At 66.7% G+C, this 12,778-nt stretch carries 10 protein-coding genes; 1 reads left to right on the top strand and 9 read right to left on the bottom strand.

All coding sequences use genetic code 11. The features are described from left to right. Positions 1 to 64: 64 nt before the first annotated feature. The 5 genes from QN345_RS09510 to QN345_RS09490 all read right to left on the bottom strand — a co-directional run bounded on the left by QN345_RS09510 (position 65) and on the right by QN345_RS09490 (position 4,761). Complete coding sequence (locus tag QN345_RS09510; protein WP_134560194.1) at positions 65 to 352, bottom strand: hypothetical protein; 288 nt, start codon at positions 350 to 352, stop codon at positions 65 to 67. Then, positions 345 to 1,175 carry a slipin family protein gene (locus QN345_RS09505; protein WP_322189623.1) on the bottom strand — a complete coding sequence of 277 codons (831 nt, stop codon included), beginning with the start codon at positions 1,173 to 1,175 and terminating at the stop codon, positions 345 to 347. Before QN345_RS09505 ends, QN345_RS09510 begins: the two co-directional genes overlap by 8 nt. Beyond that, positions 1,172 to 1,831, bottom strand: a complete 660-nt coding sequence (locus tag QN345_RS09500) for a hypothetical protein (protein ID WP_134448894.1) — start codon at positions 1,829 to 1,831, stop codon at positions 1,172 to 1,174. Before QN345_RS09500 ends, QN345_RS09505 begins: the two co-directional genes overlap by 4 nt. After that, entirely contained in the window at positions 1,831 to 4,257 is a 2,427-nt protein-coding gene (locus QN345_RS09495) for a nitric-oxide reductase large subunit (protein WP_322189622.1), read from the bottom strand. Before QN345_RS09495 ends, QN345_RS09500 begins: the two co-directional genes overlap by 1 nt. Positions 4,258 to 4,554: 297 nt before the next feature. Then, on the bottom strand, positions 4,555 to 4,761 hold the full coding sequence (locus tag QN345_RS09490; RefSeq protein ID WP_134448892.1) for a hypothetical protein: 207 nt from the start codon (positions 4,759 to 4,761) through the stop codon (positions 4,555 to 4,557). A gap of 51 nt (positions 4,762 to 4,812) precedes the next feature. Between QN345_RS09490 and QN345_RS09485 the strand changes: the two genes are divergently transcribed. Continuing rightward, positions 4,813 to 6,483: an HNH endonuclease signature motif containing protein gene (locus QN345_RS09485; RefSeq protein ID WP_323508603.1), complete on the top strand. Its 1,671-nt coding sequence runs from the start codon at positions 4,813 to 4,815 to the stop codon at positions 6,481 to 6,483. Positions 6,484 to 6,639: 156 nt separating this feature from the next. Here the strand turns inward: QN345_RS09485 and QN345_RS09480 are convergent, their stop codons facing one another. From QN345_RS09480 to QN345_RS09465, 4 genes are all read right to left on the bottom strand, one after another. Beyond that, positions 6,640 to 7,173 (bottom strand): hypothetical protein, encoded by a 534-nt coding sequence (locus QN345_RS09480; RefSeq protein WP_322188752.1) that lies wholly within the window; start codon positions 7,171 to 7,173, stop codon positions 6,640 to 6,642. An 11-nt stretch (positions 7,174 to 7,184) separates the two neighbouring features. Further along, positions 7,185 to 8,717: an alkaline phosphatase gene (locus QN345_RS09475; protein WP_322136971.1), complete on the bottom strand. Its 1,533-nt coding sequence runs from the start codon at positions 8,715 to 8,717 to the stop codon at positions 7,185 to 7,187. A gap of 158 nt (positions 8,718 to 8,875) precedes the next feature. Then, positions 8,876 to 11,818: a hybrid sensor histidine kinase/response regulator gene (locus QN345_RS09470; RefSeq protein ID WP_323508602.1), complete on the bottom strand. Its 2,943-nt coding sequence runs from the start codon at positions 11,816 to 11,818 to the stop codon at positions 8,876 to 8,878. Between the two features lie 249 nt (positions 11,819 to 12,067). Beyond that, positions 12,068 to 12,778: M20/M25/M40 family metallo-hydrolase (locus QN345_RS09465; RefSeq protein WP_323508601.1), on the bottom strand; the 711-nt coding region annotated here is incomplete at its 5' end.

The raw sequence follows: 12,778 nt of genomic DNA, 5'->3' as shown, positions 1-12,778 counted from the left end.
TTTCGGCACCTGGGCGGGTGGGGCGACCCGAACGGCACGAACTCCGTCGAATTGGTTCGGAGCGCTATTCGAGGTGGTGGTTGCCGCGAACCCAGCGCAAGGCGCCGATGATGCCGACCGTGACGCCGATCCCACCGACGATCATGCCGAGGAAGAGCCAGACGAACAGTGGTTCGAGGCCGGCGATAGTGTGGTCGGCGTTGACGATCGTGCCGCCGAGGAAGCCGCCGATGGGACCGAACAGCCCGACGAGCACCCCGATCAGCATCAGGCGGATGCTGACACCCCGGTCGTGAGCCGAACCGATCGTCGGCACATGCGTGCCCCGCTCCGCGTGCACTGTGTCAGCCATGGTCGGTCACATCCGTTTTCTCTCCGTGAGTCTGGCCGGGACGGCCGGGCTCGGTTGGGTCGAGCCACTGCGGTACTTTCTTCAGGAACGGCCCGATGATGTCCATCGGCAGCGGGAAGACCACGGTCGAGTTGTGGTCCGCGCCGAGCTCGAGCAGGGTCTGCAGGTAGCGCAGCTGGAGCGACGCCGGATTGCGGCTGAGGATCTCCGCGGCCTGGCCGAGCTCTTCCGAGGCCTGCAGTTCGCCGTGGGCGTTGATGATCTTCGCCCGCCTCTCCCGCTCGGCTTCGGCCTCGCGCGCCATGGCGCGCTGCATGGCCTGGGGAATCTCGACGTCCTTGATCTCGACGACCTTGACCTGGACTCCCCACGGCTCTGTCTGCGCATTGATACTCCTGGCCAGATCCTCGTTCAGGTCGGCCCGATGCGCGAGCAGGGTGTCGAGGTCCGCTCGCCCGACGACGGAGCGCAGGGTCGTCTGGGCCATCTGTGAGGTCGCCACCGCGTGGTTCTCAACCGCCATCACGGACCGCAGCGGGTCGGTGACCTGGAAGAGCACGACGGCATTGACCCGCGCGGGCACGTTGTCCTTGGTGATGACGTCCTGCGGCGGAATCGTGAGGGTGACGATACGCAGGTCCACCCTGACCATCGTGTCGATGCCCGGAAAGACCATCTGCACTCCGGGTTCGCGGAGCTGCCGAAGGCGGCCGAACCGGAAGGCGACCCCCCGCTCGTACTCCTGCAGGACCGTGAAGGCGACGGTCAACCAGACCACGACGATCAGGAGGATGACGCCGGCCGTCACGAGTATTCCGGTCATCGGGCTTCCTTTCCGGGGACCGTGCGCGGTCCCGTCTTGCGGATGCTGCCGTAGCCGCTCCGCCTGGCGAGTTCGTTCGCCGAGATGGCGGCCCGCTGGTCCTCGTTGTCTTCGAGTCCGAGCGCCGTGAGGTGATCGGGGAAGCGCGCGGGAGCGCGTCGGAGATGGGACCAGAGCGGCCAGCTGCCCGCTGCGATGATCGCGGACACGACTCCCAGGATGAGCAGTTCGAGGCCGGTGCGGCCCTGGAACATGACGGCGATCGGCCAGATGACCCCGAGGACCACGACGGCACAGGCGATCCCCCTGTGGAATCGCTCGGCTTCGGAGCTCGGCCAGGAATCGATGTTCCGCACGACCTCCCGGCCCGCGTGGGACGGAGTGCAGTCGTCCTTGACCGGGCACGGATTGCAGACGGTCGGGGAAGCGCGGTACCGGGTCACCCGATTCTCCGGGTCGAAGGAGATCGGCCAGAGCCACTGGTCTTCGGAACAGGTCCAGGCGTCGTGTCCCTCGTGGTACTCGAATCCCCCGGACCGCGCGCTCGTCGTCGCCGCCGCCGTGCGCCGGGCCAGGATGTCCAGGACATGCGCCACGAGCAGCAGGAAGCCGCCGTAGCCGAGGGCGAACCAGACGTCAGGATTGACCGTCTCCATCACGCGCCCCTGTCCGGCCGGTTCTCACCGTCCTGATCGGCGACGCGCCTGCGGTAGCCCGACCCGTACCCGGACTCCGGTGTCGCGCCATCGACACCCGCATCGGAAGTGCCGCCGACCGCCCCGGCGGGCTGCGCCTCCACGAAGAGGGCCTCCATCGGGACATCCTGGGTGGTTCCCTTGATGCGGTACCGCACGCCCAGCCAGGCGATCCAGACGAACGGAACGACTCCCCCGAAGATGAAGACGAGGTCGCCGGGCATCCGCAGCCATTCCAGGACCGTGTTGCCGGTTCCGGTGATGAAGTTCATGCTGCGGGCCTCGAAGTAGCCATCGCTGACGGAGTGCCACAACTGCAGCACACCGAGCGGCAGGAGCGTCGCGAAGGTCATCCAGGCCAGGCCGATGTTGAGCGACCAGAACGAGATCTTGGCGAGCCGGTCCGGCCAGCGTTTGGCCGGAATCAGGTAGCGCAGGGCGAAGAGGGATAGTCCCACGCCCATCATCCCGTAGACGCCCATCATCGACGCGTGGGCATGGTTGGCGGTCAGGGCGGTGCCGATCTCGTAGTACGAGACGATCGGGAGGTTGATCAGGAATCCGAAGACGCCGGCGCCGAGGAAGTTCCAGAAGCCGACGGCCACGAGGAACATCACCGACCAGCGGTGTGGGAACGGGGCGGCGCTTCGGGATTGCTGGCGGGCCCCGAGTTGCAGGAAGCTCCACGCTTCCACAGTGAGGAACGTCAGCGGGATCACCTCGAGTGCGGAGAAGAACGCACCCAGCGCCATGTGCTCGACGGGGGTTCCCGAGAAGTACAGGTGGTGCATGGTTCCGAGGATTCCGCCCGCGGAGTACAGGATCACGTCGAGCAGGATGATCTGCATCGCGATCCGGCGGTGCACGACGCCGAGCATCACGAAGATGTAGGCGACCATGACGGTCGTGAAAAGTTCGAGGAAGTCCTCGACCCAGAGATGCACAACCCAGAAGCGCCAGAATTCGGCGACGCTCAGTGTCACTTCGCTGCCGGCGAGCATGCCGACGGCGTAGAAGGCGGGGATGGAGAGACCCGAATAGAAGAACAGCCACGGCAGGTTGAACCGGTGTTCAGACTTCAGCCGGGCCCGGATACCGCGGTAGATGATCGCGATCCAGATGAACATCCCGACGGTCAGCAAGCCCTGCCAGAACTTCGGCAGGTCGATGTACTCCCACTGCATCCCCCAGAACGGCGAGTCCTTGGCGGCGGTGACGCCGAAGATGCTGAGGGCTTCTCCCGCTAGGGAACCGGCGACGACCAAGGCGAGGGCTCCCAGGAGGATGTATGCGAGCCAGTGCTGCCGCTTCGGTTCGTGACCCGAGATATACGGCGCGAGGAAGATCCCTGCCGCGAGGAACGAGGCTGCTGTCCAGAGCAGGGAGAGTTGCACGTGCCAGGTCCTGGCGAGGTTGATCGGCAACAGCTGGGCGAGGTCGATCCCGAAGAAGCTCGTCAGATCGACCCGGTAGTGTTCGACGGCCGCGCCGAGGAACGCCTGCGCGAGGAACATCAACGCGACGACGAAGAAGAACCAGGCGGTCGCAGACTGGGCGGGGGTGACGGCGACGTCGCCGGGCTGCCTGAAGGACAGCGGCGGGGTCTCTTCTCCGTGCTGCCAGCCCATTCGCTTGCTCCAGCGCCCGTAGAGGGCGAACAGCGCGCCGAGGGCGACCATCAGCGAAATGAGCGACAGACCGCTCCACACGATGATGTCCGCGGTGGGCCCGTTGTCGACGAGCTTCTCCGCCGGCCAGTTGTTGGTGTACGAGTAGTTGTGCCCCGGCCGTTCGGCCGCGGAGCCCCACGCGGTCCAGGCGAAGAACGCCGTGAGCTCGTGGATCTCGGCCGGATCGGTGATCACGCTCGGGATCAGCCCGTTCTGGGTCGTCGGAGTGCCGAAGAAGTCCGCATAGTGTTTCTGGACAGACTCGAACGCACTGATCTGCAGGTCCGTGAACACGAGATTTCCCGTTGCCGGGTCGTACCGGTTGGTCCGCACCATCGTGACGAGTGCTCCGTGCGGGTCCTGCACGCCCGAGGCGGTGAGGGCGTCGAGGACGAAGGTCGAGGACCGGCGGAGATAGTCGGCAGTGTAGTCGGGACCGAGATAGCCGCCGTGTCCGACGATCGAGCCGTATTCCTGAAGGCCGCGTTGCACGAAGGTCTGCTGGCCGGCAGTGATCTCGGCGCCCGTGAAGACGACCGTTCCCCGTTCGTCCACGACCTGTTTGGGCTGGGGCATCGAATCGGTGTACGTCATCACGGCGAGGAATCCCATCACCGCGAAGCCGAAGATCATCACGAGGGCGACGCCCTGCAGCCAACCCTTGGACACCATCAACTCGGAACGAATTCTTCCGACCCCGGATTTCAGTTGGACCATGTCGGACCCTCTCGCTGTTGCCTTGTTCAAGGTCGTGCGGCATGCCCGCGCTCGCGACAGCCGAAGTTCCTCCCCCGAATGGGTCACGCGAGGTGGGGAAAAACTACCACGTCTTAAAACTTATTAACTTCATTTTAATGCGCACAATTCTCGTCGAAGGGAAGTGATCGGAACATAAACACCAGATCAAACGGTGAGGCCCCGGAATAGGACCGCGGCGAAACATCGCCGAAACAAATTCACCGGTGAGGTGCGACACGCCGCATGGGGCGCCTTCCCGGCGTTTTCAGACCGGATTCACGGTGTGGCGGCTAAGACCCCACGGGCACCCTTCTCCGCATCCGACATGACGTGGCTGACGAACGGATAGCGCCCGGCCTCGGGGAAGGTGAGCTCGACGAAGCCGCCCTGCGCCGCGGCGAGGTCGAGCACCTGCGCCAGGTCGGCAGGCTGCGAATATGACGGAATCTCCTCAACACGTACCTGATCAGAGCTAGTTTCCACAGACCTGAGCCATGCTCAAAAAATGTCGGTGGTCGGTCGTAACGTGGGGGCATGACCAACTGTCCCGAGTCACCCGCTTCACCCGATCAGCCGCACGGCGACCGGGGGCAGGGTGACCCGGTGCACGGTGACCCGGTGCAGGGCGGCGTGCTCGACGGGTTGCGGTCGATGGCGGATGTCGTCACCGGCCTGGGCGGTTCGTCTGCAGCTGTCGACACGCTCAGCGATGAAGCGGTGCTCGAGGGGCACATGTTGATCGCGGGAGCCCGGCGGGCCTTGGACACCCAGGCGGCGTGGTTCGCCGCAACCCTGGCCCGGCGGTCCCGGCCCGAACTCGGCGGGAAGGGCCTCGCGGCCCGGCAAGGCTTCCGGACTCCGGAAGACCTGCTGCAGAGCATCTCCGGATCGAGCAGAGGGGACGCTGCCAAGCTCTTCGCGGTCGGCCGGTTGCTCTCTGAGACCGACGCCGCCGAGAAAGCCGCCCGCGAAGCCGCCGACGCGAAGAAGCTGCTCGACGAGATCCCGCCCCTCGACGGCGCCGCCCCGGACCTACCGCCGCTCGAACTGCCGGTTCCGCCGGCCGCCGTGCCGCCCTGGCACGCACCAATCGGCCGGGCCCTGCGCGAGGGCTGGCTGAGCGTGGAGAAGGCAGACTCGCTCCGCAAAGGGCTCGGCGACCTGGACCGGGCGATCACCCCGGAGAAACTCGCCACCGCCCTCGCCCGGCTCCTCACCGAAGCGCGGACCCTGAACGCTGACCAGCTGTTCAAGCGCGCCCGAAGGGTACGGGACGTGCTCGATGAAGCCGGCATCGCCGCCCGCGAGAAAGCCGCCTACGACGACCGGTCCCTACGGTTCTGGCGACTCCACACGGGACAGGTGCGCATGGTCGGGTTGTTCGCCCCGGAAGACGGCGAATACCTGATGAGCACCTACGACGCCATCACCAGCCCCCGCCGGGGCGGGGTCCGCTTCGTGGACAAGGAGCAGGCCGCGTGGGCGAAGCAGGTGCAGGACGACCCGCGCACCACCGAGCAGCTCACCGCGGACGCGTTCCTGGCCCTGATGAGACTCGGCGTGAAGGCCGACCCCAAGCGCATCGCCGGAAGCCGCAGCCCCGCCGTCCGCATGATCACCATCCGCCCCAGGAGCACCACACCCGCCGGTTTCGCGCCCACGGGAACCACACCCACCGATGCCGCGCCAACCGAGGCCCCGTCACCCACAGCCGACGCTGCGGCGAACCCCGAAACCGCGTCACCCGCGCTCCAGCCCGGCGTCATCGAGGGGACTGCGGTGACGGTCTCGGCCGAGACGGTGGAACGGAACCGGTGCGACAGCGGACTCCTCGACGTCACCTTCGACGACCACGGCCACGGCGTCGACCTCGGCCGCGAACAGCGCACGTTCAGCCCCGCCCAACGCGCGGCCCTCGCCCTCCGCGACGGCGGCTGCATGTGGCCCGGCTGCGACCGCCCACCCTCCTGGACCGAAACCCACCACATCCAACACTGGAAAGAGGACACCGGCCAGACCAACCTCGACCAGGGCATCCTGCTCTGCCGCGGCGACCACCTCAGGCTCCACAACGAACACTGGCGCATCACCCGCGACGACACCGGCCAGTACTGGCTCACCCCACCACCCGGACTCGACCCCGAACAGAAACCCGTCCCCCTCACCAGCAAGAACACGATCCTCCGCGACGATGACCGGGTCTGATCCCAATGAGGCTCGCGTGAGGTCGCGATGCTCACACCAGGAATGGTGCAGCGCGGGTGCTTCATGACGGAGAACAGGCCGGCCTGCGAACGCACACGGAGAAGAGGCCGGCCTGCGAACGCACACGGGGAACAGGCCGGCCCGCGACTCACCTGGTCATTCGTTGACGAGGACCGGGACCCCGATCGACACGGCCACGGCCCGGCCGGACACATCCCCGGGTACCGCGATTGTGAACTCCTGACGTTCTATCGGCGGCTCGGTGTGGGTGGTGTCCTCGCTCAGGTGGTGGACGAAACGACCATTGCCGACCAGGACACCATCGGCGTCATAGAACCCGGCCAGCACCTCGAGGTCGAGCACGTCGCTCACGTCGCTCGTCACACGTACGGCACCCGAGACCGCACCCCCGTCGAAGGTGAGGTCCTCGAGCACGAACCGGTCGTCGAAGGGACCGGCCGCCGCAACGATCGTCCCCGGGCTCGGGTGCACCAGATTCAGGCTCTCAAGCTCAGGGTTCCCGGTCGACGGTGTCAGTCCTGCAAAGGTCGCCTGAGGAGTGAACTGCGTCGCGGCGGCCGTTTGCGCGTCACTGTGGGCGCCGGTCGCCGCCGCATACACGGCAACGCCGACGACCGCACAGATGGCGACGACACTCAGCGCCGCGGCGATTCCGGATCTGGTCTTCACGCGAGGTCCGACTACACCACTCGGAGCGCGCGCCCGACTATCCCGAAGAGCGCCGTGTTATCGATCGTGCCCTGGAGCTGATCCGACCCGGGCCCCGTGGCGAACACCGGGACATCCGCCCCGGTGTGATTGCCGGAGAGATAGGTCAACCAGAGTCCGGCGTCCGGGGAGCCGTCGACAACACCCGCCGCATCCGTCGGGGTCCGGAAGGTCGCCGGCCCGAAGTTCTTCGGGTCTGCGGCGCCGGCACCGTTCACGATGCCCGTTGAGCGGGCGGCATCCTTGGAATTGGACGGCCGGGTCGGGGTGGAGTTGTTCGCGGAGTTCCCGCTGTCGACGTTGGCCGGCGGAGTCCCGGCCTCGGCGTTCGTGAAGGTGCCCTTCTCGATGATGTTGAATCCGGCGCACTCGTGGTCCGCGGTCACGATGACGAGGGTGTGTCCGTCTCGCTTGGCAAAGTCCTTGACGATGGCGACCGCGTCATCAAATGCCTTCATCTCGCCGAGGGTCTGCGCGGCGTCGTTGGCGTGTGAGCGCTTGTCGATCAGGGCGCCTTCAATCTGAAGGTAGAACCCCTGGCCTCCCTTTCCGCTCCGGTCGTTCTTGTCCGCGTTGTTCTTGCCCTTCTGCAGCAAGTCAATGGCCTTGCTCGTCATCTCCGACAGGGTCGGTTCCTGCGCCTGGACCGAAGACGGGTTGTCCTGCTTGGTCTTCTCAACGGTCAGGTTGCCCTTGTTGAAGAGTCCGAAGACCTTGGCACCGGAGGCGGCGGCCAGGTCGGCTTTCGTGGCGATCGACTGGCCGGTGATGGAGCCGAGGACCGAGTAGCCCTGCCCCTTGAGCGCCGTCTCGTCAGCGGCATCGAAACGGCTGAGCCCGCCACCCAGGATGACGTCGGCCGTGCCGTTGCGGGCGATCTGGTCGGCGATGGGGGTGACCCGTACGTCGCTCGTCGGGAGGGCTGCCCCCGTGATGGACAGGTCCTGGCAGGCCGCATCGGAGTACACCGGACCCTGGCATCCCCTGGCGAGGGCGTGGCTCATCTGGCCGGCGGGAGTGGCATCCGTGATCTCAGCGGTCGAGACGTTTCCGGTGCGGTAGCCGGCCTTCTTGGCCAGTTCCATCATCGTGGGAACGACCGTACCCTTGGCATCGACGCCGAGGGCCGCGTTGTAAGTCTTGACACCGGACGACCATGCCGTCGCCGCAGAGGCCGAATCGGTCACCGGATTGGGCTTGAAGTCGGTGGCACCCGGCTGGCCGGAGAGCTTCTCGACGGCGTACGTACTGACAAAGCCCTGGGCAGGCAGCGTTTCCATGGCGAGCTTGCCTGCGGCGCCGTAGTAGCGTTCGCGGGCGGCGGTGACGTGGGTGCGCCCCATGCCATCGCCCAGGAGGTAGATGACGTTGGTGGCGCGGGCCCTGTCGTTTCCGTCATCGGCTGAGGCCGCTAGAGCGGCACCGCCGAATCCAGTGAGGATGACGCTCGCGACCAGTGCCGTCACAAGGGTGGTCGAGGTGAAAACGGAGGTCTGTCTCTTCATGAGGATTCTCCCAAAACTGTGCGATGGAGCACTCGGAGCGGCAGCTCATGTTGCCACTGCTCACACGGTATGGCGTGCCGGTAACAGTGACGGGTACCCCCGGTGAACAGACTCTGACCGTTGCCCGGTCGACGGTTGATGCTGCCCGGCGAGCAGGGTCACCTCGCGTCGAGCGTGGCCGCGAGGTGGGGAGTGAGCACCGCCGTCACCTCGGCGATGACTGCCTCCAGCCTGGCCAGGTGATCCTCCGTGACCGGTCCACCATGGTTGGCGGATTCTTCGATCTCCCCGCATACGGCGGCGAGCCCGCTTGCCCCGATCGTGGCGCTGCTCCCGCGCAACCGGTGGGCGATGAACGCGGCCTGCACCAGGTTGCCGCGGTCGAGCTCCGCCCGAAGGGCCGCCAGGTGGCCGCCGCTTTCGTCGAGGACGTGTTGCAGCAGAACTGCCTTGGTCTCGGCGCCCATCTCGTCGAGGTAGCCGAACAACTCGGGATCGAGCACCGGTGCTTTCTCGGCCACCGGCGTCGTGGAGAGGCCTGCCGCGAGGTCCGACTCCGGACTCGGCACCGGAGTCGGCACTGGCACTGGCACTGGCACCGGCACCGGCACCGGCACCGGCACCCTACTGGTGAGGGCAAGGGCCTCCGCGAGTTCCTCGACCCGGATCGGTTTGCTGAGGTACTGGTCCATGCCCGCGTCGGCACAGGCCCGGCGCGCTTCCGCCGTGACACTCGCCGTCAGCGCGATGATCATGGGCTGGCGGATACTGTCGCCCAGTACCCGGATCAACCGCGTGGCCTCGAGCCCGTCCACGATCGGCATGTGCACGTCCATCAGGACGACGTCGAAGTCGCCGAGTTGGACCGCCTGAACGGCTTCCAGACCGTTACTGACGGTGTCGACGCGGTGACCGCCCTTGGCGAGCATCAATTGCGCGACCTTCTGGTTGACGAGGTTGTCCTCCGCGAGGAGGATTCGCAATCCGGAAGCTGCGTCAGCACGCGCGGGCACCTCGGAGCCCGCGGCGACCTGGCCGGAAAGCACTTCGATGACGACGCGTTGCAGTTGGGCGCTGCGCACCGGCTTCGTCAGGACCGCCGCGAACGGCGCCTTGCGCGCTTTGCTCAGTGTCGCGCTCATGCTCGTGAGCAGGATCATCGGGGTGTCCTGCCATCCCGGCAGGTCCTGCAGCACCCGGGCGACTGCAGCGCCGTCCATCCCCGGCAGTTGCATGTCGAGGATCGCGATATCGGGAACCGGGCTGTTCCTGGCGTCCGCGATCATCTCATCGGACGTCGCGGTCACGGTACATTTCATCCCCCACCGGGAGAGCTGACCGGACAGGATCCGACGGTTGGCCTCGTTGTCGTCCACCATCAGCGCGCGGAGTCCCGCAAGTGAGATCGTTTCGGTCACGCGGCGCTCCGGCGACGGGCTTTCCCGCCAGGCGATGGTGAATGCGAAGGTGGAGCCGACCCCGACGGTACTCGTCACCTCGATCCGGCCCCCCATGATCTCGACCAGGGCCTGACTGATCGCCAACCCCAGACCCGAACCGCCATACACCCGCGTCGTGGACGCATCCACCTGACTGAACGACTGGAACAACCGCGGCATCCGATCCTCAGGAATCCCGATCCCGGTATCCGACACCAGGAACCGCAGCGCCACCACCCCGGACTCCCCCGGAACGACCAGCCCGGCCGGCTCGATCCGCACCATGATCGTGCCCGACTCCGTGAACTTCACCGCATTACCCACCAGGTTCACCAGAACCTGCCGCAACCGCGTCACGTCCCCGCTCACCCACGACGGACACCCATCCGCGAAATCACACAACAACGTCAAACCCTTTTTATCGGCCGCGACCGCCAACAAACCGACCGAATCCTCCACCGCCGAAATCAGATCGAACGGACGATCCTCCAACTCCAGGCCACCCGACTCGATCTTCGAAAAATCCAGGATGTCATTGATCAGATCCAGCAACAGGTCCCCGCTGCGCCGCACCGTCTCCACATAATCGCGCTGCACCGCGTCCAACCGGGTATCCAGCAACAACCCCGTCATCCCGATCACCGCATTCATCGGCGTCCGAATCTCATGACTCATCGTCGCCAGAAACGCCGACTTCGCCGTCGTCGCCGCCAACGCCGCATCCCGCGCCAACCCCAGACTCACATTCAACTCCACCTGCCGCACCCGCAACCGATCAGCATCCCGCACCGCGAACAACAGGCGCAGGGCACCAGCCATCACGGTCACGACGGCGGTGACGATCGAGAAGTACGACAGGGAGGTGAATTGATTCACCAGGGCAACCGCAAGGGCGCCGAGAGTGAATATCGAGGGAATCGCCAGTACGAACGCCGAATCCGACCCGACCGGCCTCGGGGTGCTCCGGGACCGCCAGGCCGCGGCCACGAGGAGCAGGGCGGCGAGCGGCCAGAGCGCGTTGACCGGCGCTCCCGGCAGATCGAGCCCGGGAAGGCCGGTCGCCTGGATGAGGTTGCCCAGGGCCATCAACGAGAATGAAGCTGTGCACAGCGCCCAGATCTGACTCGGACGCCGGCCGAGGGCGGCGGCCGTGCCGACAAGGATGGCGACGAGCACGAGCGGGGCGACCGCGTAGACGAGGGAGATCAGGCTGTCGACGGTGATCTCGTCGGCGGCGCGATAGAAGAGCGCAGACGCGATCGACAGCAGACCCAGGCTTGCAATCACACCGTCGAGCCACACGGAGGCCGTTGACGGCGGCAGCCGCTTCCGCACCAGCAGGACCAGCCCGGCGAAGGCGAGCCCGAAGAAGGCTGCGTCGAGTGCGAAGGCGAACGCATCCAGCACGCCGGCGGCGTCATGGTCCGTTGCGGCCGCCGCCGTGCCGGCCGCGTCCGACAGCGCGACGGCGTACAGTGCGCCGGCAAGCGCTCCCCAGGCGGGGCGCTCGATCGGGCGCAGGACCACTCGAGCTCCGACCAGGGTCGCGGCTCCGAGTTCGAGCGCGATGTAGAACCAGCCGTCGAGCCACCCGGGGCGGCCGGGGCCGGTCACGAGGAACGTCGACGCGGCGTATGCGACGGTCCCGATGAGAATCGCCATGAACGAGACCCGGATCGATCCCGGCGCGTCGGGCAGGAGAGAAGCGACGCTGGCGGACCCGCGCTGTGCCACCTGAATCGACCTCTCGTCCGGGTCGTCGCCCCGGCGGCCGCCCGTGCATGCACTGGCCATCCTCAGCGCAGGTCCGGAGCAGGTGACGACGGACGTCAACTGCTACTTACAGTGCAGCATTGCATGCAATTTATCAACTGCGAGCGGCTCGACCCCGGGACTCCCCGCGTGAAGCGATCAGCCGTGCAGGTCCCGCACGACGGCGTCGAGGGCGTTCACCGTGAGTGAGACGGACTCGACGTCGATCCGCTCGTCGTTGCCGTGGAAGAGCTGGCGGAACATTCCGTAGTCCCAGCGCCGGCTGAGCAGGGCGAAACCGTACGCGGGGATGCCGCGGCGGCGGTAGAACCGGGCGTCTGAGCCGCCGACGCTCAGCATCGGCAGCAGGTCGGCGTTCGGGTATGCCCGGCGAGCGGCCGCACCGAGGGCGTCGTAGAGCGGTGTGTCGATCGGAGAGCGGGTCGCGGCTTCGAACCCCTCGCCCTCGATCGTCACGTCGGCCATGAGCTCGCCGAGCGCCTCGCGGAGGTAGGCGTCGACATCCGCCGCCGCGATGCCGGGCAGCACCCGGATGTCGAGGGTCACCGTCGCGAGGGCGGGAATGACATTGTCCTTGTCACCGGCCCGCACGACGTTCGGCGAAACGGTCGTGTGGGTCGAGGCGTGCGCGAAGCCGGCGAGGGTGCCGAGTTCGTGCAGGGCGTCGATGATGCGCACGGGGTCGAGGAGCCGGGCGGCGAGCGCCGGGTCGAGGTCGAGCGCAGCGACGTAGCGGCGCCAGTCCGGGGTGATCTGCACGGGCGCGTGGTACCGGGAGAGCCGGTACACCGCATCCGCTGCGATGATGGCGGCGTTGCGGGCACCCCAGGGCGCCGAACCGTGCCCGGG

The sequence above is a fragment of the Cryobacterium sp. 10I1 genome, from assembly GCF_035019805.1.
In the GTDB taxonomy this organism is placed as follows: Bacteria; Actinomycetota; Actinomycetes; order Actinomycetales; family Microbacteriaceae; genus Cryobacterium; species Cryobacterium glucosi.
The sequence above is the reverse complement of the archived record's forward strand: the minus strand, read 5'-3'. Positions and strand labels throughout refer to the sequence as shown.

Excerpts from the sequence above, each read along its gene's own strand:
- QN345_RS09510 (WP_134560194.1), bottom strand. The coding sequence starts at position 352 with ATGGCTGACACAGTGCACGCGGAGCGGGGCACGCATGTGCCGACGATC.
- QN345_RS09505 (WP_322189623.1), bottom strand. The coding sequence starts at position 1,175 with ATGACCGGAATACTCGTGACGGCCGGCGTCATCCTCCTGATCGTCGTG.
- QN345_RS09500 (WP_134448894.1), bottom strand. The coding sequence starts at position 1,831 with ATGGAGACGGTCAATCCTGACGTCTGGTTCGCCCTCGGCTACGGCGGC.
- QN345_RS09495 (WP_322189622.1), bottom strand. The coding sequence starts at position 4,257 with ATGGTCCAACTGAAATCCGGGGTCGGAAGAATTCGTTCCGAGTTGATG.
- QN345_RS09485 (WP_323508603.1), top strand. The coding sequence starts at position 4,813 with ATGACCAACTGTCCCGAGTCACCCGCTTCACCCGATCAGCCGCACGGC.
- QN345_RS09475 (WP_322136971.1), bottom strand. The coding sequence starts at position 8,717 with ATGAAGAGACAGACCTCCGTTTTCACCTCGACCACCCTTGTGACGGCA.
- QN345_RS09470 (WP_323508602.1), bottom strand. The coding sequence starts at position 11,818 with ATGGCGATTCTCATCGGGACCGTCGCATACGCCGCGTCGACGTTCCTC.